The organism is Streptomyces sp. NPDC085866, assembly GCF_044541035.1.
GTDB lineage: Bacteria > Actinomycetota > Actinomycetes > Streptomycetales > Streptomycetaceae > Streptomyces.
The window spans coordinates 214,321-233,489 of record NZ_JBITSQ010000012.1 but is presented as its reverse complement, the minus strand read 5'-3'; the positions used below and the strand labels follow the sequence as shown (position 1 = coordinate 233,489).

At 69.1% G+C, this 19,169-nt stretch carries 15 protein-coding genes and 2 pseudogenes; 8 read left to right on the top strand and 9 right to left on the bottom strand.

The features are described 5' to 3' along the window. Positions 1-77 precede the first annotated feature (77 nt). The 3 genes and pseudogenes from ACIF83_RS30065 to ACIF83_RS30055 all read right to left on the bottom strand — a co-directional run bounded on the left by ACIF83_RS30065 (position 78) and on the right by ACIF83_RS30055 (position 3,863). Complete coding sequence (locus ACIF83_RS30065) at positions 78-2,879, bottom strand: SpoIIE family protein phosphatase (RefSeq protein ID WP_399731548.1); 2,802 nt, start codon at positions 2,877-2,879, stop codon at positions 78-80. Between the two features lie 280 nt (positions 2,880-3,159). After that, positions 3,160-3,246: pseudogene (locus ACIF83_RS30060) on the bottom strand (glutamine synthetase); the annotation flags it as partial. Between the two features lie 230 nt (positions 3,247-3,476). Further along, positions 3,477-3,863 carry a hypothetical protein gene (locus ACIF83_RS30055; protein ID WP_399731546.1) on the bottom strand — a complete coding sequence of 129 codons (387 nt, stop codon included), beginning with the start codon at positions 3,861-3,863 and terminating at the stop codon, positions 3,477-3,479. A gap of 180 nt (positions 3,864-4,043) precedes the next feature. Here ACIF83_RS30055 and ACIF83_RS30050 point away from each other — a divergent pair. Together ACIF83_RS30050 and ACIF83_RS30045 are read left to right on the top strand one after the other, a co-directional pair. After that, positions 4,044-4,142: pseudogene (locus tag ACIF83_RS30050) on the top strand (site-2 protease family protein); the annotation flags it as partial. A 289-nt stretch (positions 4,143-4,431) separates the two neighbouring features. Then, entirely contained in the window at positions 4,432-5,478 is a 1,047-nt protein-coding gene (locus ACIF83_RS30045) for a tyrosine-type recombinase/integrase (protein ID WP_399731544.1), read from the top strand. 126 nt (positions 5,479-5,604) lie between these two features. On the opposite strand, the gene ACIF83_RS30040 is transcribed toward ACIF83_RS30045, so the two are convergent. Beyond that, positions 5,605-6,474 (bottom strand): hypothetical protein, encoded by an 870-nt coding sequence (locus ACIF83_RS30040; protein ID WP_399731541.1) that lies wholly within the window; start codon positions 6,472-6,474, stop codon positions 5,605-5,607. Positions 6,475-7,200: 726 nt separating this feature from the next. After that, the gene (gene glnA, locus ACIF83_RS30035) at positions 7,201-8,562 is read right to left on the bottom strand and encodes a type I glutamate--ammonia ligase (protein WP_393465976.1); all 1,362 of its coding nucleotides are present in this window, start codon (positions 8,560-8,562) and stop codon (positions 7,201-7,203) included. A gap of 332 nt (positions 8,563-8,894) precedes the next feature. On the opposite strand from glnA, the gene ACIF83_RS30030 reads away from it, so the two are divergent. Continuing rightward, positions 8,895-10,082, top strand: a complete 1,188-nt coding sequence (locus tag ACIF83_RS30030; protein ID WP_398137240.1) for a globin domain-containing protein — start codon at positions 8,895-8,897, stop codon at positions 10,080-10,082. A 56-nt stretch (positions 10,083-10,138) separates the two neighbouring features. On the opposite strand, the gene ACIF83_RS30025 is transcribed toward ACIF83_RS30030, so the two are convergent. Both ACIF83_RS30025 and ACIF83_RS30020 read right to left on the bottom strand, forming a co-directional pair. Beyond that, a complete protein-coding gene (locus tag ACIF83_RS30025; protein ID WP_399731537.1) occupies positions 10,139-11,179 on the bottom strand; it encodes an FAD-dependent monooxygenase in 1,041 nt (346 codons plus the stop codon). A 92-nt stretch (positions 11,180-11,271) separates the two neighbouring features. Continuing rightward, entirely contained in the window at positions 11,272-11,718 is a 447-nt protein-coding gene (locus ACIF83_RS30020; protein WP_393465968.1) for an RrF2 family transcriptional regulator, read from the bottom strand. 136 nt (positions 11,719-11,854) lie between these two features. Here ACIF83_RS30020 and ACIF83_RS30015 point away from each other — a divergent pair, with 136 nt between their 5' ends. The 4 genes from ACIF83_RS30015 to ACIF83_RS30000 all read left to right on the top strand — a co-directional run bounded on the left by ACIF83_RS30015 (position 11,855) and on the right by ACIF83_RS30000 (position 17,459). Then, positions 11,855-12,541: a DUF3105 domain-containing protein gene (locus tag ACIF83_RS30015; protein WP_393465965.1), complete on the top strand. Its 687-nt coding sequence runs from the start codon at positions 11,855-11,857 to the stop codon at positions 12,539-12,541. Next, positions 12,538-13,167, top strand: a complete 630-nt coding sequence (locus ACIF83_RS30010) for a DUF305 domain-containing protein (RefSeq protein ID WP_393465962.1) — start codon at positions 12,538-12,540, stop codon at positions 13,165-13,167. The genes ACIF83_RS30015 and ACIF83_RS30010 overlap by 4 nt, the downstream gene beginning before the upstream one ends. 209 nt (positions 13,168-13,376) lie before the next feature. Continuing rightward, positions 13,377-15,320 (top strand): protease pro-enzyme activation domain-containing protein, encoded by a 1,944-nt coding sequence (locus ACIF83_RS30005; protein WP_399731527.1) that lies wholly within the window; start codon positions 13,377-13,379, stop codon positions 15,318-15,320. Positions 15,321-15,410: 90 nt separating this feature from the next. Then, positions 15,411-17,459: an NAD(+) synthase gene (locus ACIF83_RS30000; protein ID WP_399731524.1), complete on the top strand. Its 2,049-nt coding sequence runs from the start codon at positions 15,411-15,413 to the stop codon at positions 17,457-17,459. Between the two features lie 26 nt (positions 17,460-17,485). Here ACIF83_RS30000 and ACIF83_RS29995 read toward each other — a convergent pair whose 3' ends face one another. Beyond that, entirely contained in the window at positions 17,486-17,662 is a 177-nt protein-coding gene (locus tag ACIF83_RS29995) for a DUF397 domain-containing protein (RefSeq protein ID WP_399731521.1), read from the bottom strand. 242 nt (positions 17,663-17,904) lie between these two features. On the opposite strand from ACIF83_RS29995, the gene ACIF83_RS29990 reads away from it, so the two are divergent. Then, on the top strand, positions 17,905-18,162 hold the full coding sequence (locus ACIF83_RS29990) for a hypothetical protein (RefSeq protein WP_399731518.1): 258 nt from the start codon (positions 17,905-17,907) through the stop codon (positions 18,160-18,162). Between the two features lie 29 nt (positions 18,163-18,191). Here ACIF83_RS29990 and ACIF83_RS29985 read toward each other — a convergent pair whose 3' ends face one another. After that, positions 18,192-19,154: a DUF5937 family protein gene (locus ACIF83_RS29985; RefSeq protein WP_399731515.1), complete on the bottom strand. Its 963-nt coding sequence runs from the start codon at positions 19,152-19,154 to the stop codon at positions 18,192-18,194. Positions 19,155-19,169 lie beyond the last annotated feature (15 nt).

Genomic DNA, 19,169 nt, shown 5'->3' with positions numbered 1-19,169 from the left:
CGGCTTCGGGAACCGGGCGGTGAAACGCCGTGGGGCCGTTTCGCGGGGAGACCCGCCATGCCACTCGATACGCCGGCTCACAGGCCAGGATCATCGAACTGGTCGAGAAGGAAATCGACCGGGGCGAGGCCCGAGGCGGCGGATGCGCCGTCATGAAGAAGCTGCTCCGCCCAGATGACCTTGCCGTGAGTGGTGTACCGCGTCCCCCATCGCTGGGCGAACTGCGCCACCAGGAACAGCCCCCGCCCGCCTTCGTCGGTGGTCGCCGCCCGTCGCATGCGCGGCGAGGTGCCGCTTCCGTCCGACACCTCGCAGATCAGAGAGCGTCCGTGGAGCAGCCGTACGCCGACCGGCGGCGAGCCGTACCGGACGGCGTTCGTGACCAACTCGCTGACGATCAGCTCCGTGGCGAATGCGGCCTCCTCCAGCCCCCACTCCAGCAACGTCTCCCGGCAGCGCGCCCGCACCGAGGGAACCACCGCCGGGTCCGGCGGCACGTCCCACATCGCCACGTCCGAGCGCGGGAACCTCCGGGTACGTGCCGTCAACAGCGCGATGTCGTCGGAGGAGTGTGACGGCTTCAACGAGTCGATCACCGCCTGACACGTCTCCTCCGGCGTGCGGCCCCCGGACCCGCCCAACGCCCGGCGCAGTCGCTCCATCCCGACGTCGATGTCGTGGGTACGGTCCTCCACGAGGCCGTCGGTGTACAGCACCAGTTGCGAACCCTCCGGCAGGGACAGCTCCACGGTCTCGAAGGGGTAGCCGCCCAGGCCGAGCGGCGCCGAGGCCGGCACGTCAGGACAGGTGACCGTCCCGTCCGGACGCACCACCACCGGCTCCGGATGCCCCGCACGGGCCATCGTGCAGGCCTCCGTCACCGGGTCGTAGACCGCGTAGAGGCAGGTCGCCCCGGTCACGCCCTCGCCTTCCTGGCCTTCCCCGGCATCGTCCGTGTTCTCCTCGTTGTCCATGCGGACGACCAGGTCGTCCAGGTTCCCGAGCACCTCGTCCACGGGCAGGTCCAGGGTGGAGAAGTTGCGCACCGCGGTGCGCAGCCGGCCCATCGTCGCCGCCGCGTGCAGCCCGTGACCGACGACATCACCCATCACCAGAGCCACGCGGGCGCCCGGAAGCGGGATGACGTCGAACCAGTCCCCGCCCACCCCGGCCTCCGCAGGCATGTACCGCCAGGCCACCTCCAGCGCGTCCTGCTCCGGCTGCCGCCGCGGCAGCAGGCTGCGCTGCAGCGTCACTGCCATCGCGTGCTCCCGGGTGAACCTCCGGGCGTTGTCGATGGCCACCGCCGCCCGGGCTGCCAGTTCCTCCGCGAAGGTGAGGTCCTCCGGCTCGAACGCCGGGGAATCCACCGTCCGGTAGAAGTTCGCCACGCCCAGCGGTACGTTCCGCGCCCGCAGCGGCACGGCCACCAGCGAACGCAACCCGCACTCCAGGGCCTTGCCGGCGCGCTCCGGATCCTGTTCCCGCCAGCCATGCGCCTGCCGCAGGTCCTCCTCCAGCACGACCCGTCGCTCCTGCAGCGACCGCATCTGCGGCGTTCGGCGCGAGAACGTGATCACTTCGCCCAGCGGATACACCGGTACCATCCGCTGCTCGCCGCCGATCGCCGCCCGGCGCAGCTGCCGCCAGCCCTCCGCCGTGGGCTCCCACCCCCGCAGCACCGCTTCGAGCAGGTCCACCGTCACGAGGTCGGCGAACTGCGGCACCGCCACGTCGGCCAGCTCCTGGGCCGTACGCTCCACATCCAGCGTGGTCCCGATCCCCACCCCGGCCTCGTACAGCAGCTTCAGCCGCTCCCGCGCGACCTCGGCCCGCCCCGAGACCGCCGCCAGCTCCGTGGTGTCCCGCAGGGTCACCACGCTGCCCTCCGAGCCGGCCTGTGGGTACGTCGGCCGCTTGTTCACCGCCAGCAACCGGTCCCCCACGAGACGGACCTCATCGGTGACCGCCTCCGGCGACGACAGCAGACGCGTGATCGGCTCCGGCAGTCCCAGCTCCCGCATCGGGCGCCCCCGCACGTCCGCCGGCAGTCCGAGCAGCCGTGTCGCCTCGTCGTTGGCCAGCAGCAGTCGTCCGTCGGCGTCGGTGATCAACACTCCTTCCCGCACCGCGTGCAGGACCGCGTCGTGGTGCCTGTACAGCTCCGCCAGCTCCACCGGGGCCATGCCGTACGTCTGCCGCCGCAGCCGCCGGGACACCAGCGTCGTTCCCGTCACGGCCAGCGCCAGCGCGGCTACGCCGCTGCCCAGGATGATCGGCAGCTGTGGCATCCACAGTCCCGCCACGTTCCTGACCGTGATTCCGGCGGAGACCAGGCCGACCACCTTGCCGTGCGAGTCGGTCACCGGGACCACGGCCTGCACGTCCGTCCCCCTGCCCGCGGGAAGCGGCGGCCCGCCGGCCTGCTCGACGACGGTACGGCCCTTCAGCGCCGGTTCGATGGTGCCGACGAACTTCTTCCCGATCTCCCGCGGGTAGGGATACGTATAACGAATCCCGTCCGTGTTCATGGCGATGACGAAGTCCACGCCCGCGCGCTTCCGCGCCGCCTCGGCCCGGGGCTGGAGCACCGCCGTCGGATCCGGGCTCTGCAGCGCCTCGGCCACGCCGGGAGCGCTCGCGAACGACTCCGCCGCGATGATCGACTCCCTACGCCCCTGCTGCAGGGCGTCACTTGCCGCCTGGAGCGCCATGGCCCCCACCGCGGCCACGACCAGCAGGACCACGATCACGACCTGGAGAAGGAACACCTGACCGGCCGCACTGCGCAGGTCCAGCAGGGAGGCGCGACGTGCGCGCGAGCCCCCGACGGGCGGATGACGTTCCGGACCCCGAGGGCGCCCGGAAAATACTTCCATACACCCTTGATAACACCGCTGCGCGGAAGCCGACGCCCACCACGTCCGTCGCGCGGGCTGCCGCGCGGGAGCCGTACGGGAGCAGGATTCCGAAGCCGGCCGCTCTGCGCTCCTTCGCCGCGCGAGCGGCGACGCACGGGCCCGGAGGGCTGTGGGCGGCCTGTATGAGAGCACCGATCCGACGTCGGACGGCCCAGGGGAAGCGAGACGCAAGGGGGCCGACGGTCCGTGACCGTCGGCCCCTCCGCTGAATCAGCAGGAAATCCGCTCCGACCTGCGCCTACAGCACCGGCAGGTTCTTCCGCAGCTCGAACGCGGTCACCTCGGACCGGTACTCCTCCCACTCCGACTTCTTGTTGCGCAGGAAGTGACGAGGCTCCTGAGCGACCTCGCGCGATCGACGTTCATGCAGGGCTGACAGGTGCCCGAGCAGTCGTCATTAGTCGTCTTTGGTCACCCTGGGCCGCCCTTCGACGGCCCACAGACGGCCCGACAGCGGCCTGGCCCAAGGCTCACAGCGAGCCTTCGGGCCGCCCCGGGACGGTAGCAGCGCCCTGGGCCTCGCCAGAGGGCGCTTTGAGGCTCAGAGCATGCTGGCTACGGCTCCGGAGTTCGGCGCTGTCCGAGGATCTTCACGATATCGTCGGCCGACATCTCACCTTTGATCTCCGCGATCTTTTTGCCGTCCTTCCACAGCGTGACGGAGTTGTTTCTCCGGCGGGTGATGTACGTCCGAATCACCACCGACAGCGCGGTTGCTGTCGCGGTAAATCCGCCAGCGTGCACCCACAGCATCCACTCCCGCCCGCCCTCGTTGCCGGCGCCAATGGTGTCGAAGTGCTTGAGATTGAACTCGTGGCCTGTCGCGATCTTGGTGAATTCCTCAAGGGTTCCGTTGGCTACTCGGACGTCGACTTTGTAATTAGGTGCGGCTACGAGGAAGGTTTCACAGGGGGGTATGGCCTCTTCTGCTGACGGCTGCATGGCGGGACGCTATGCAGCACGCTTGAGCATGCGCAAGGGCGCACAGGAGTTCGAATAAGCCCCTCAGGGCCCTTGGCACCTGCGATGCATTGCGCCCGTGCTGACGCGGCAGGAGAGCCTCTAGTACCACCGGGCCCATGGCCCGATCCCCTCAAACGGCCAGCAAGCGGTGACGCAGCAAGCGTCACGGCGGTGACCGGCTGGGCCACCTGGACCGGGTTCGCCGAGCAGCCGGGTATCGCGGTGTTCCTGATCGGGAAGCCGCTCGCGGTCATCTCCGACGCCCGGCTCTCCGGCACTACATGGCCCCCGGCAAGGACGGACAGCCCGAGTCCGGCAACAGCCTGCGGGCGACAGCGAGGGGGTTGCCGGGCGGGGGCAGTTCCTCACTCTCGATGCTGCGAGCGCAGGACACCGCCTCCCCCACCAGCGCGTTCATCCGCGAACGCTGCACCACCGGATCGGCCCGGACGGAACCGAGAAGAGCAAGTCATTCCCCGACGGACAGAAGCGACTGGCCGACCAGTGGCTTGCCCACATCGAGGCGGACATGTCTCGGGGGCAGTACGTGGACCCTGCCGCCAGCCGAGTGACGTTCCGGCAGTACGCCGAGAAGTGGCTGAACACGCAGACCACCGACATGACCACGCGAGAGTCGGTGGAGTCCGCGATTCGCGGCCACGCGATCCCCTATCTGGGGCCGCGGCCGCTCGGCTCGTTCAAGCCGGAACACATCCGGGATTGGCTCAGTGAATTGGAACGGGCCGTCCCTGCGTCGTCATACCGGCGCGTGATCTACAACAACGTATCGACGGTCCTCAACGCGGCTGTCGACGGCGGTCACCTGTCGAAGAACCCTTGCCACGCGCAATCTGTGCGGCCTCCTGCTGCCGGAAGTGGCCGCGTCGTGCCGTGGAGCCCTGAGCGCGTGTTTGCCGTAAGGGCAGCACTGCCAGAGCGCTTCCGTGAGACGGTCGATCTCGGAGGCGGATGTGGGCTCCGGCAAGGCGAGATCTTCGGGCTTCCTGTCGACGAGATCGGCTTCGACTCCGGATGGCTGCACATCGTGAACCAGGTGAAGGTGACGAAGGAGGGTCTCGTGTTCGCCCCGCCGAAGCGAAACAAGGTCCGTGACGTCCCCTTGCCGGACTGTGTGGCGCACATCCTCAAGAGGCATATCGAGACGTACCCCCCGGTAGAGATCACCCTGCCGTGGCTCCGACCAGACGGTCCGCTGGTCACGAAGCGGCTGCTGTTCACCCGCCTCGATGGTGCTGGCGCGGTTCGGCGGACCGATTTCAACGACCGCGCGTGGAAGCCGGCCCTTGTCGCGGCTGGAGTGATCCCTCAGCCGCAGCCGGGCGAGCGTCACCAGGCTGCCCGCGAACACGGCATGCATGCCCTCAGGCACTTCTACGCCTCCGTCCTGCTGGACGCCGGCGAGAACATCAAGGCCCTGAGCCACTACCTCGGACACAACGATCCGGGGTTCACGCTCCGGGTCTATACGCACCTCATGCCGAGCAGTGACGCGCGAGCCCGGAAGGCCGTGGAGAGCATGTACGACACCACCGATTCAGCGCCAGACCGTCCAGACGCGCCTCAGAGCCGATGAGACGCCGTAGGGTCGACGGTTTGGACCGTCGGCCCTCGATGGCGTTCAAGCGGAGCAACCACGCTGGCTGTGCTGTCGATGGCGAGGCAAGCACAAAAGGCACGCGCACGGCTGTAGACGAGGCCGTCATGAAGCCTCGCGTCTAGCTGCGCCGGGGCGCTCTGCCTCCGTCAGGTTCCCAATATCCGCCAGTGCCTCTTCGGCGTGCGCGTCCACGATGCGGGTTACCAGGTGTTGCGCGGCTCCGAAAATAACAGCCCATGCCAGCAATTGACCCCTGTTGTCAATAGGGATTAGCTCCCTTACGAACCCGCCATGGATAAGCACGACTCCCAGGAAAGCGGTGAGTGCACCGGTTGGCAATTTCAAGGCTGCAGCCGCAAGAGGTAGGCCAAATGGCGCCCTCGTGCCCTGTATGCGACGCAAAGCAACTATTACTGTTAGCGCAGCTCCGATGAGCCCGGCGATCTCGACCGCGAAGATGTCTTTGGAGCTAGGGCCCACATTTCCGGCAGGACAGATCTTTCCGTCAGGCGTAGAGGGCGACCTGAAGCATAGATCAATTACTTCGGGCCAAAACCAGCCAAGAATGACTATTCCAGCATCCCACACCAGAAAGCAAAGGAACGCAATCCACAAGACGTTCCGGAGATTGCGAACTCTGGCCAATTCGGCATCCAATGCATCGTATGATGCATCCATTACCCAAATCAGGAGCGCTCGATCATACGATTCAACGCGCCCGGATTTAATGTGGCCCATTCTCTTCGTCAACTCAACGCGTCGCGAATCTTCTGGTCTGAGGTGACGCTCGGCCATCGCGAAGACTTCGTTACTCCAGCCTGCCAACTCGGCATCCGAAACAAGGTTCAGCAGCAGCAAGTCGGCGGCGCGCACATTCGACCATGCCTGCTCAAGGGACGCCCCCGAGATCATGCGCAACGGCCCACGCCGACGTTCTGCCGCGTCTTCCGCCAACAGAAGATGCTTCTCCATCGCACTGAGCAATGCTTTCCGCTCACGACCGTCGGACAGACGACGACACTCCTGCCGCTTTCGTTGCGATTGTAGGTATTGGATCCGACTCAACGCCCGAGCTCGCCAAGCTGATCTCGCGAGACGCGGACGAGGGCGCACGGCCCCGGCCTGCTCCTCTTGCCACTTTCGCTGCGAGTCAAGGTGACGACTCAACGCCCGAGCGCGCAAAGCTCGCTCCCGTGGCCTGGCGGCTGTCCCGCTGAGATGACGCGTCACTCGATCGACTCGGGGCCCGGCCATCTCCACCTCCCATTGACCTCTCTTGTAACTTATGTCACTTTCGTCATGCCCGCATCACGACTAGAGAAGAGCAAGACGACCAGGGAGGAAAGAGCGTCGTTGCGGCTCGCGACGAGCTGCTGCAGCGGTCAGCAATGCGAGTGCATGGGCCGTTCCCGCGCCGTCGTGACCTCGACTCAGGAGACGAAGATTCGAGGCAGTAGGGCTGCATGACCCTAAGGGCGCTGGGCCGGCACCTCAGACGCAGCAACCCGGACTCACGCGTCGGGTCCACACCCCATCTGATGCCGAGCGGTCAGGGGTGCATGCCTGGGCAGTGGGCAGCGCGTACCGACGCCAGACGGCCCACAGACGGCCCAGGACTCCTGAGACGGCTCCGGGCCGACGGTTCATGACCGTCGGCCCGGAGCCTCACTCGGCAGCAATACGCACACTGACCTGCGCCTACAGCACCGGCAGGTTCTTCCGCAGCTCGAACGCGGTGACCTCGGAGCGGTACTCCTCCCACTCCGACTTCTTGTTGCGCAGGAAGAAGTCGAAGACGTGCTCGCCGAGGGTCTCGGCGACCAGGTCGCTGCGCTCCATCAGGGTCAGGGCCTCGCCGAGGTTCTGCGGGAGGGGTTCGATGCCCATGGCGCGGCGCTCGGCGTCCGAGAGGGCCCAGACGTCGTCCTCGGCGCCCGGCGGGAGCTCGTAGCCCTCCTCGATGCCCTTGAGGCCGGCGGCGAGCAGCAACGCGTACGCCAGGTACGGGTTGGCGCCGGAGTCCAGGGAGCGGACCTCCACGCGAGCGGAGCCGGTCTTGCCGGGCTTGTACATCGGGACGCGGACCAGGGCCGAGCGGTTGTTGTGGCCCCAGCAGATGTAGGAGGGGGCCTCGCCGCCGGCGCCGGCCGTGCGCTCGGAGCCGCCCCAGATGCGCTTGTAGGAGTTCACCCACTGGTTGGTGACCGCGGAGATCTCCGCCGCGTGCTTGAGCAGGCCCGCGATGAAGGACCGGCCGACCTTGGAGAGCTGGTACTCCGAGCCGGACTCGTAGAACGCGTTCCGGTCGCCCTCGAAGAGGGAGAGGTGCGTGTGCATGCCGCTGCCGGGGTGCTCGGAGAAAGGCTTCGGCATGAAGGTCGCGTGGACCCCCTGCTCCAGGGCCACCTGCTTCATGACCAGGCGGAACGTCATGATGTTGTCCGCCGTGGAGAGCGCGTCGGCGTAGCGCAGGTCGATCTCCTGCTGGCCGGGGGCGCCCTCGTGGTGGGAGAACTCGACCGAGATGCCCATCGACTCCAGCATGGTGATCGCCTGGCGGCGGAAGTCCATGCCGACGTTGGTCGGGGTGTGGTCGAAGTAGCCCGAGTTGTCGGCCGGAGTGGGGCGGGAGCCGTCCAGCGGGCGGTCCTTCAGCAGGAAGAACTCGATCTCGGGGTGGGTGTAGAAGGTGAAGCCCAGGTCGGAGGTGCGGGCCAGGGCGCGCTTGAGCACGTAGCGCGGGTCCGCGAAGGACGGGGAGCCGTCCGGCATGAGGATGTCGCAGAACATCCGGGCCGTGCCCGGGGTCTCCGCACGCCACGGCAGGACCTGGAAGGTGGAGGGGTCCGGCTTGGCGATCATGTCGGACTCGTAGACGCGGGCGAAGCCCTCGATGGCGGAGCCGTCGAAGCCGATGCCCTCGTCGAAGGCCTGTTCCAGCTCGGCCGGGGCCACGGCGACGGACTTCAGGAAGCCCAGCACGTCCGTGAACCACAGGCGTACGAACCGGATGTCGCGCTCCTCCAAGGTCCGGAGCACGAACTCCTGCTGCTTGTCCATCTTCCGCTTCCCCATCCTTGCTGGTCAGGCCGCCTGTGCCCCCGTGTGACGGGAGGCGGTCGGGCACCTGAGCATCCCACCACAACACCATTTCATGCGCGTTGCGGACCTTGATCGCCCGAGCGTCCTCGGCCTGAACGCCTGTCGTACGGCAGGTGTACTGCTCTGTTGCCCATCTTGCCTGCTCGCACCGACATCCGTAATGGCCGGTCCGCTTCCCCCGTGAGCGACACCACGTCCATTTAATTTGCATCTCAGATGCAAGTTTTCATAGCGTGCTGACCAGCAGAGCCGATCCGTCGAGCCGAGCAGTCGAGCCGTGAGGAGTCACGATGCTGTCCGAGCAGTCCGCAGTCACCGTCCGCGCCAGCCTTCCCGCCGTCGGCGCGGCCATCGGCGAGATCACCGAGCGCTTCTACGCCCGGCTCTTCACCGCCCACCCCGAACTGCTGCGCGACGTCTTCAACCGCGGCAACCAGGCCGCAGGCACCCAGAAGCAGGCCCTCGCCGGCTCCATCGCCGCCTTCGCCACCCACCTGCTGGAGCACCCGGACCGGCGGCCGGACGCCCTGCTGAGCCGGATCGCCCACAAGCACGCCTCGCTGGGCGTGGCCCCCGAGCAGTACCCGGTGGTCCACGAGCACCTCTTCGCCGCCATCGTCGAGGTCCTGGGCGAGGCCGTCACGCCCGAGGTCGCCGCCGCCTGGGACGAGGTGTACTGGCTGATGGCCAACGCGCTCATCGCCATCGAGAAGCGGCTGTACGAGGAGAGCGGCAGCACGCGACGGCGGCCCTGGGAGGTCGTGGAGCGCGTCGAGGAGACGGCGGACGTCGCGACCTTCCGGCTGCGGCCCGCCGACGGCGGCCCGGTGCGCGGCTTCCGCGCCGGCCAGTACGTCTCCGTCCAGGTCGAGCTGGCCGACGGGGCCCGGCAGATACGGCAGTACAGCCTGTCCGGCGCGCCCGGCGAGTCGCTGCGCCAGTTCAGCGTCAAGCGTGTGCAGGGCGACGACACGACGCCCGACGGCGAGGTGTCGAACCACCTTCACGCGCGCGTGCGCGAGGGCGACGTCCTCGACCTCTCCGAGCCGTACGGCGACCTCGTGCTCGGCGACAGCGCCGGCCGGCCGCTCCTGCTCGCCTCCGCGGGCATCGGCGTGACCCCGATGATCGCGATGCTCGCCGCACTGGCGGCCGACGGCCACGGCGCCCCGGTCACGGTCGTGCACGGCGACCGCTCCCCCGCCGACCACGCCCTGCGCGCCGACCACGAGGCGTACGCCGCCAAGCTCCCGGACGCGTCCACGCACTTCTTCTACGAGCGTGACGCCGAGCCCGGCACCCGCACCGGCCTGGTCGACCTCGCCGACGTCCCCGTGCACCCCGGCACACGCGCGTACCTGTGCGGACCGCTGCCGTTCATGCGCGCGGTGCGGTCACAGCTGATCGAGCAGGGCGTGGCTCCGGCGGACATCCACTACGAGGTGTTCGGGCCGGACCTCTGGCTCGCCCAGGGCTGATAGGGCGGCGCGGGCCACCGCCACGCGGGCCGTGCGTGGCGGTGGCCCGCGGGTTCTCAGGCCCCGAAGCGCCGTGCCCCCTCCCGGCCGATCTCCTGGTTCTCGGTCACGTACGGGCGCAGTTCCTGCTCGTAGGACGCGAAGGCCTTGGCGTGGTCGTCACAGGCGGCGAGGTGGCGGGCGAGGGTGCGGGCGCCGATCAGGGCCTGGGAGGTGCCCATGCCGGAGGTCGGGGCGGCGCAGTGGCCCGCGTCGCCCACCAGGACCACGCGGCCCTCGGACCAGCGGTCCAGGTGCACCTGGCAGGCCGAGGAGAAGTAGAAGTCGGTGGCGGCGGACATGTCCTCCAGCAGGCGGGGCAGCAGCCAGCCCGCGCCGGCCATCCGGTCCCGGGTGATGCGCTCCTGTTCCGCGCGGTCCAGCAGGTCCAGCGCCGGGGAGTCGCAGGCGAAGGACAGGCTGACGGACATCCGGTCCCGGTCCGCCGCGCTGAACATGTAGACCGCACGGCCCGGGGTCTGCCACAGCGCTCCCCGGTGGTCCAGGCCGAGGTGGTTGGCCGTGCTGAAGCCGACGCCCGAGAGGCCGAGGTGGCGGATCGCCTCGGAGTGCGGGGCGAAGACCAGGCGGCGCACCACGGAGTGGACGCCGTCGGCGCCGACCACCAGGTCGTACGTGTCCGGGGCGGCCCGCTCGAAGCCGACCCGGACACCGGTCGTGTCCTGTTCGATGCGGTTGATCGAGTCGTCGAAGACGTATCGCACCGTCCGAGCCGTGTGCTCGTGGAGGATGCGGGTCAGCTCGCGCTTGGGGACCTCCAGCTCACCGGCGAAGGTCTCGGGCGGCAACGCGCCGACGCGGTCGCCGTCGGCGTCCAGGAGGTCGGTGCCCGTCATCCCGGTGGCGTGCGCGCGGACCTCCTCCAGGATGCCCAGTTCCTCGAGCACCTCGAAGGCCGGCCCCCGGAAGTCGACGGCGTAGCCGCTGTCGCGCAGGGCCGGGGCCCGCTCGACGACGGTCACCTCGTGACCGTCACGGTGCAGGAACCAGGCCAGGGCAGGACCGGCGACACTCGCGCCGGAGATCAGGATCTTCATACGTACCCCCGTTGTCGATCCATGCGGAGGTCCCAGCTTTCACGAGGCCCGAGCCGGCGATCAACGGCCGTTTCCGGTCAAACGGCGGCCCTTCAGTCGCCCCGCGGTCCCCTGGAGATGCCCAGCAGCAGGGGCCCGGTCGGTTCCGCCACCATGTCCCCCACCGTCACCGGGTCCAGCGTCGCGAAGAACGCCTCCTGGGCCCGGCGCAGGGCGCCCCGCAGGCGGCAGGCGGAGTTCAGGGGGCAGGGGGTCGTGCCGCCCTCGCAGTCGACGACGTCACCGTCCCCCTCGAAGGTGCGCACGACCGTACCCACGGAGGCCGTACGGCCCCGTTCGGTGAGGGCGAGGCCGCCACCCCTGCCGCGGCGGGCGTCGACCAGGCCCAGATGCTGGAGTTCCGCCACGACCTTCGCGGCGTGCGTGTACGGCACGTCCATGTCCGCCGCGACCTGGCGGGTCGTGGGGGTGGCGTCACCGGCGACGGCGAGCCGCATGAGGACTCGCAGGGCCAGGTCGGTGGAGCGCAGCAACCGCATACCGCGAGGGTAGGTAATGCGCATCCTGGGTTCAAATTATCCGGTTGCGGCGCCCTCCCTACGGACAGGCGCTCCTTGCGCACTACGATCAGCGAGCCCCACCGTCCACGTCCGTTTCCCCCAAGAAGGACACCTCATGGGTTCCGCCAAGAACAGCAGCAGCGCGGCGCGCAAGGCGCGCATCGAGGAGTTGCGACGCGCCGAGCGTGCCCGGGAGCGCCGCAACCGAGCGCTCACCATCGCCGCCAGCGTGGTGGTCGTCGGCGGTCTCGTCGTCGGCGGTGTGGTCCTCGTGAACTCGCAGTCGGACAACTCCGGCAAGAACAACACGGTCTCCAGCGGTGACGCGAAGAACTCCGGGGACTCCGGGCACTTCACCACCGGCAAGGACGGCGTGAAGACCTGGTCCGGGAAGCTGGCGCGGACGCACGTGACGACCAAGGTGTCGTACCCGATGCACCCGCCGGTCGGCGGCAACCACAACCCGGTGTGGCTCAACTGCAACGGCGACGTCTACACCAAGCCGGTGCAGGACGAGAACGCCGTGCACGCGCTGGAGCACGGCGCGGTCTGGGTGACGTACACCGGCAAGGCGCAGAAGGCCGACGTGGACGCGCTCGCGGCCAAGGTGAAGAAGACGCCGTACTCGCTGATGAGCCCGTACGAGAACCAGGCCGCCCCGCTGGTCCTGTCGGCCTGGGGCCACCAGGTGAGCGTGAAGAGCGCGAGCGACCCGGAGGTGGACAAGTTCTTCGCCGCCTACGTTCAGGGCGCCCAGACGCCCGAGCCGGGCGCCTCGTGCACCGGTGGGGTCATGAAGTGAGGCGGCAGCACATCGGCTGGGTGGCGGGCGCCGCGGCGGCGGTGCTCGTAGCGGCCGGGGCGATCACGTACGCGGTCGCCGAGGACGGCGGATCGGACCCGAAGACGCCCACGGCCGCGTCCGCCGACGCCGGGTTCGCGCGGGACATGGCCGTCCACCATCAGCAGGCCGTCGAGATGTCGTACATCGTGCGGGACCGCACGAAGAACGAGGAGGTGCGGCGGCTCGCGTACGACATCGCGCAGACGCAGGCCAACCAGCGCGGGATGCTGCTGGGCTGGCTGGATCTGTGGGAGCTGCCGAAGGTGTCGGCCGATCCGCCGATGACCTGGATGGGCATGGGCGACATGCCCTCCGGCAAGGACGGCGCGCTGATGCCGGGCATGGCGACCAACACCGACCTGAAGAAGCTCCAGTCGCTGAGCGGGAAGCAGGCGGAGATCCTCTATCTCCAGCTGATGACGGACCATCACAAGGGCGGTATCCACATGGCCGAGGGGTGTGTGGCCAAGTGCACCGTCGGGGTGGAGAAGCGGCTCGCGCAGGGCATGGTCGACGCGCAGCAGTCGGAGATCGAGCTGATGGCCGGCATGCTCAAGGAACGGGGCGCACAACCCCGTTCGTAAGCCGCCGTACGGACGAAAGCCTCAAATCACCCTGGATTACGGTTACTTGAGCTTCTCTTGACCTTTGCGTTCCCCTGGCATGAACGGTTCATCGAAAGAGTGGCCCCCATCGTGTGATCCCTTCGCGGGCCGACGCCGCCGCGGGCCGGTGTGCGGATCCACGACGTACCGACCACTACATGCATGCGAACCGCATCGCAGGGGGTTCTATGAGATCCAACCGCGCCAAGGTGCGCGCCGGCGTGAGCATGGCAGCGACACTGCCCATGATCGCCGGGGCGCTGGCGTTCGGTATATCCGCGGCGCACGCCGCGGACACCCCGGCCCGTGACGCACTGGCGGGCACCAAGCCCGCGTGGGCCACGGCCAAGGCGGACAAGGGTGCAACCGCCGACAACGCCCAGGTCAAGGCCCGCGTTTACCTGGCCGGCCGGGACCGGGCCGGACTCGCCGCCTACGCCAAGGCCGTGTCCGACCCCAGCTCGCCGCAGTACGGCAAGTACCTGAGCGCTAAGAAGGCGCAGGCCCGCTTCGGGGCCACCAAGGCCCAGGTGGCCGCGGTCAAGTCCTGGCTGAAGGCCGCCGGGCTCCAGGTCACCGAGGTCACCTCGCACTACGTGGCCGTCTCCGGTGACGTCGCCGCCGCCGAGAAGGCGTTCGGCACCCAGCTGCACAACTTCGTCAAGGGGTCCAAGACCTACCGCGCCCCGGCGAAGACCGCCTCGGCGCCGGCCGGTCTGCAGGGCGCCGTCCTGACCGTCACCGGTCTGGACAACGCCCCGCACAAGTCGACCCACGACGACCAGCTGCCGCCCCCGGACGCCGTGTTCAAGAACTCCGGGCCGTTCTCCTCGTACTTCGGCTCGAACATCGCGACCACGCTGCCGGACGCGTACGGCCAGAAGATCCCGTACGCGATCAAGGGCTACACCGGCAAGCAGCTGCGTGCCGCCTACGGCGCGGGCGACTACACCGGCAAGAACGTGCGCATCGCGATCACCGACGCGTACGCCTCGCCGACCATCGCCTTCGACGCGGGCAAGTATGCGCTGAAGAACGGTGACGCGGGCTGGAAGACCGGCCAGCTGCACCAGGTGCTGCCGAAGAACTACACCAAGACCAAGGAGTGCGGCGCGGCCGGCTGGTACGGCGAGGAGACCCTCGACGTCGAGGCCGTGCACGCGGTCGCGCCGGCCGCCGACGTCACCTACGTGGGCGCCGCGTCCTGCTACGACGACGACCTGCTGGACTCGCTCAGCAAGGTCGTCGACAACCACCTGGCCGACATCGTCTCCAACTCCTGGGGCGACATCGAGGCCAACCAGACGCCGGACCTCGCGGCCGCCTACGACCAGGTCTTCCAGCTGGGCGCGGTCCAGGGCATCGGCTTCTACTTCTCCTCCGGTGACAACGGCGACGAGGTCGCCAACACCGGCACGAAGCAGGTCGACACCCCGGCCAACTCGGCGTGGGTGACCGCGGTCGGCGGTACCTCGCTGGCCGTGGGCAAGGGCGACACGTACCAGTGGGAGACCGGCTGGGGCACCGAGAAGGCTCTGCTGTCGGCCGACGGCAAGAGCTGGACCAACTTCCCCGGCGCGTACACCTCGGGCGCGGGCGGCGGCACCAGCAAGACGGTGGCGCAGCCGTACTACCAGAAGGGCATCGTCCCGGACAAGCTCGCCAAGGCCAACAGCGCCGACGGCAACCGCGTCGTCCCGGACATCGCGGCCATCGCCGACCCGAACACCGGCTTCCTGGTCGGCCAGACCCAGACCTTCCCGGACGGCACCGAGCAGTACAGCGAGTACCGCATCGGCGGCACCTCGCTGGCCGCCCCGGTGATCGCCGCGGTCCAGGCCCTGGCTCAGGAGGCGCACGGCGGCAAGGCGCTCGGCTTCGCCAACCCGGCGATCTACGCCAAGTACGGCAAGAAGGGCGCGTACCACGACGTCACGGACAACCCGACCGGCTCCGGCCTGGCGGTGGCCCGTATCGACTTCGTGAACGGCCTCGACGCCTCCGGCGGCCTCGCGACCTCGGTCCGCAGCCTCGGCAAGGACAGCTCGCTGTCCGCGGTGAAGGGCTACGACGACGTCACCGGCGTGGGCTCGCCCGCGGGCGGCTACGTCCAGTCGTACCGCCGTCACTGATCCGCTGACGCGGTAGGCCCGCAGGGGGGGCGTGGGGTATACAACACCCCACGCCCCCCATTGCGTCGCTCTGACGATTACACTGGGCGCGTGCCTCCGTTGAACTTCTGGTCGATCTATCAGCATGGCTTCGCACGCGTCGCCGCGTGCACGGGTCACACCGTCATCGCCGACCCGCACGCCAACGCCGAAGCAGTCCTGCGCCACGCGCGCCGGTGCGCCGGGGAGGGAGTCGCCGTCGCCGTCTTCCCGGAGATGGTGCTGTGCGGCTACTCCATCGAGGACCTGCTGCTGCAGGACGCGCTGCTCGATCAGGTGGAGGAGGCGTTGCAGCAGGTGGTCGCCGGGTCGGCCGAGCTGCTGCCGGTACTGGTCGTCGGTGCCCCGCTGCGCCACCGCAACCGGATCTACAACTGCGCGGTGATCGTGCACCGCGGCCGTGTCCTCGGTGTCGTGCCCAAGTCGTACCCGCCGAACTACCGGGAGTTCTACGAGCGCCGGCAGATCGGCGACGGCGCCGACGAGCGCGGCGGGTCGATCCGCGTCGGCGGCGAGGCCGTACCGTTCGGCGTGGACCTGCTGTTCGCGGCGGACGACGTTCCCGGTCTCGTGCTGCACGCGGAGATCTGCGAGGACATGTGGGTACCGGTGCCGCCCAGCGCGGAGGCGGCCCTCGCCGGTGCGACCCTCCTCGTCAACCTCTCGGGCAGCCCCATCACGGTCGGGCGGGCCGAGGACCGCAAGCTGCTGTGCCGCTCGGCGTCCTCCCGCTGCATCGCCGCGTACGTCTACGCGGCGGCCGGACTGGGCGAGTCGACCACCGACCTGTCCTGGGACGGCCAGACCATGATCTACGAGAACGGCGCGCTGCTCGCCGAGACCGAGCGGTTCCCGCTCGGCGACGAGTACGCGGTGGCCGACGTGGACCTCGACCTGCTGCGGCAGGAGCGGCAGCGGACGGGCACGTTCGACGACAACCGGCGTACGCACCGCGCCCGGACCGACGACTTCCGGACGGTCGGGTTCGAGCTCGATCCTCCGCACACCGACCTGGGGTTGCGCCGCCGTCTGGAGCGCTTCCCGTTCGTGCCGGCCGACGCCGACCGTCTCGCTCTGGACTGCTACGAGGCGTACAACATCCAGGTCGAGGGCCTCCAGCAGCGACTCGCGTCGATCGGCGGCCCGAAGGTGGTCATCGGGGTGTCCGGCGGCCTGGACTCCACGCACGCGCTGATCGTCGCCGCCCGGGCGATGGACCGCGCGGGCCGCCCGCGCAGCGACATCCTGGCCTGGACCCTGCCCGGCTTCGCCACCAGCGACCACACCAAGGACAACGCCCACGCGCTGATGCGGGCGCTCGGTGTGACCGCGGCCGAGCTGGACATCACGCCGACCGCGCGACTGATGCTGAAGGAGATGGAGCACCCGTTCGCCTCCGGTGAGCCCGTGTACGACGTCACCTTCGAGAACGTGCAGGCCGGACTGCGCACCGACTATCTGTTCCGGCTCGCCAACCAGCGCGGCGGCATCGTGCTCGGGACCGGTGACCTGTCGGAGCTGGCGCTCGGCTGGTCCACGTACGGCGTGGGCGACCAGATGAGCCACTACAACGTCAACTCGGGTGTGCCGAAGACACTGATCCAGCATCTGATCCGCTGGGTCATCAGCAGCGGACAGTTCGACGAGGAGACCGGCAAGATCCTCGCCGCGATCCTCGACACGGAGATCAGCCCGGAGCTGGTGCCGGGCGAGGAGATGCAGTCGACGGAGTCGAAGATCGGCCCGTACGCGCTGCACGACTTCACGCTGTTCCATGTGCTGCGGTACGGGTTCAGGCCGTCGAAGATCGCCTTCCTGGCGTGGCACGCCTGGCACGATGCGGAGGACGGCGCCTGGCCGCCGGGGTTCCCCGAGGCCAAGCGGGTGGCGTACGACCTGCCGGAGATCCGGCGCTGGCTGGAGGTCTTCTGTCGCCGCTTCTTCGGGTTCGCGCAGTTCAAGCGATCGGCCATGCCCAACGGGCCGAAGGTCTCGGCCGGCGGTTCGCTCTCACCGCGCGGCGACTGGCGCGCGCCGTCGGACAGTTCGGCACGGGCCTGGCTGCGGGACCTGGCCCGGTTCGACATCCCGGAGGCCTGAGGGTACGGGCCCACTGGGCCCCTGGTTCACCTCTTGAGCGAGGCGACGAAGGGGGCCCAGGCGGTGGTGGTGAGGACGAGGGCGGGGCCGTGGGGGGCCTTGGAGTCGCGGACGGGGACGAGGTTGGGGATGTTGGGGGCGACTTCGACGCAGTTGCCGCCGGCTTCGTTGCTGTAGCTGCTCTTGAAACCAGAGAGCTTCACTCAAGTCGATCCGGTTGCTTGCCATTTCGGTAATCCTCTACCGCTGCCTTGATCATGTCGACCGAACCTGTCAAACAGGCGAAGGACCAGGCCCGAGCGGCAGGCGACGTGCCGATCATCTGGTACGTCTCTGACGAGAGAGCGGAGCGCAGTGGACCCGGGCCGTCGTCGACCTGTGCGACGCCCGGCTGTCCACGGCAACGGACGTACGCCCGCTCACCGGTGCGGACACCGAGGACGGCATGGCCTGCCTCGACGCGGTCGTGGCCGAGATCGAGGCAACCCGGTTCCTGGCTCCTGACGTGCGGGCGGCGCTCGTCGACTGCGCGCGCCGGTGCACTCCGGACCTGGCCTTCCGGGTGCTGCTGAGAGCGATCAGCTGCGCCACGGATGTCTCGCTGTCCCCCGACCAGTACACGAGGTTGGAGGCCATCGGATCGGCTCTCCAATACGGCGAATTCGTCGTGGACTTCGTCAAGTACCTGGTCGAGAACGACTAGCCGGCGGCTGGAACCTGGGCGTGTTACGCCTAGTCGTGCGGCGTCAACAAGCGCGTAGCCCGTCCCGTACGCAGATGCAGCGCCGTACGCCCCCTCCGCTGCGTCGTCACCAGCCCCGCTCCCCGCAGGGCCCCCAGGTGCTGTGACACCGCGCTCGGGGTGATGCCCAGGCGCTCGGCCAGGGTCGCTGTCGTCAGGGGTTCGGCCAGGGCCGTGAGCAGGGCCGTCCTGGTGCGGCCCAGGACCGGGACGAGGCCCGCCAGGGTCGGTGGGGGCGGTTCCCAGAGCAGGCCGACGCCCACGGCCGGGTAGCGGATCGACGCGGCGGTGAGCGGTGACTTGTCGACGCCCACGTGCGGCCAGTTGAAGACACTGGGCAGCAGGACCAGGCCGTGCCCGCCCGTGTCCACCGTCCAGACCGAGTGCGGGGTGCGCCGGCCGTGCACCACCAACTGGCCGCCGTCCCATGCGATGTCCCGGTGCAGCTCGGCGAAGAGCGCCTGGACCCCGCCGTCCACCAGGGTGAGCGCGCGCCTGCCGATGTCCGCCTCCAGAACGGCCCGCATCCGGGCCCAGTGGGGTGCAACGACCAGTTCGTAGCAGCGGTGCAACGCTGCGGCGAGCAGCGGCAGTACGGCCTCCGGCTCGGGTGCCTCCTCCTGCGGGACGCCCAGGACCGCCGCGTACTCGCGCCGGAAGAAGGCAGCCTCCGTGGCCCGCAGCACCTCCAGCTCCGCCGCCATCGACGGCAGCCGCTCCTGCGGCACCGGGAACAGGAACGACGGCAGCGGCCCGGCGATCAGCGCCCGCAGCAGCGGCAGCTCGCGCTCGCCCGCCAGCAGCGGCCGGGCCCCGCGCACCCATGGCTCGTGCACCGCGTGGCCACCCGTACCGAGCAGGATCCGCAGCGCCAGCACCGTCTCGCCCAGCGGCGAGAGGGCGAACCGCACCTTCGCGACCGAGGCCGCGGTGAACCGGATCTCTACCGCCATGCCGCCATCCGTGCC

What these genes read in the sequence shown, in the direction of transcription:
- ACIF83_RS30025 (WP_399731537.1), bottom strand. Translation starts at nt 11,179, where the DNA reads ATGAAGATCCTGATCTCCGGCGCGAGTGTCGCCGGTCCTGCCCTGGCC.
- glnA (WP_393465976.1), bottom strand. Translation starts at nt 8,562, where the DNA reads ATGGACAAGCAGCAGGAGTTCGTGCTCCGGACCTTGGAGGAGCGCGAC.
- ACIF83_RS30040 (WP_399731541.1), bottom strand. Translation starts at nt 6,474, where the DNA reads ATGGAGAAGCATCTTCTGTTGGCGGAAGACGCGGCAGAACGTCGGCGT.
- ACIF83_RS30055 (WP_399731546.1), bottom strand. Translation starts at nt 3,863, where the DNA reads ATGCAGCCGTCAGCAGAAGAGGCCATACCCCCCTGTGAAACCTTCCTC.
- ACIF83_RS30020 (WP_393465968.1), bottom strand. Translation starts at nt 11,718, where the DNA reads ATGCGGTTGCTGCGCTCCACCGACCTGGCCCTGCGAGTCCTCATGCGG.
- ACIF83_RS29990 (WP_399731518.1), top strand. Translation starts at nt 17,905, where the DNA reads ATGGCCTGCCTCGACGCGGTCGTGGCCGAGATCGAGGCAACCCGGTTC.
- ACIF83_RS30030 (WP_398137240.1), top strand. Translation starts at nt 8,895, where the DNA reads ATGCTGTCCGAGCAGTCCGCAGTCACCGTCCGCGCCAGCCTTCCCGCC.
- ACIF83_RS30065 (WP_399731548.1), bottom strand. Translation starts at nt 2,879, where the DNA reads ATGGAAGTATTTTCCGGGCGCCCTCGGGGTCCGGAACGTCATCCGCCC.
- ACIF83_RS30015 (WP_393465965.1), top strand. Translation starts at nt 11,855, where the DNA reads ATGGGTTCCGCCAAGAACAGCAGCAGCGCGGCGCGCAAGGCGCGCATC.
- ACIF83_RS29985 (WP_399731515.1), bottom strand. Translation starts at nt 19,154, where the DNA reads ATGGCGGTAGAGATCCGGTTCACCGCGGCCTCGGTCGCGAAGGTGCGG.
- ACIF83_RS30005 (WP_399731527.1), top strand. Translation starts at nt 13,377, where the DNA reads ATGAGATCCAACCGCGCCAAGGTGCGCGCCGGCGTGAGCATGGCAGCG.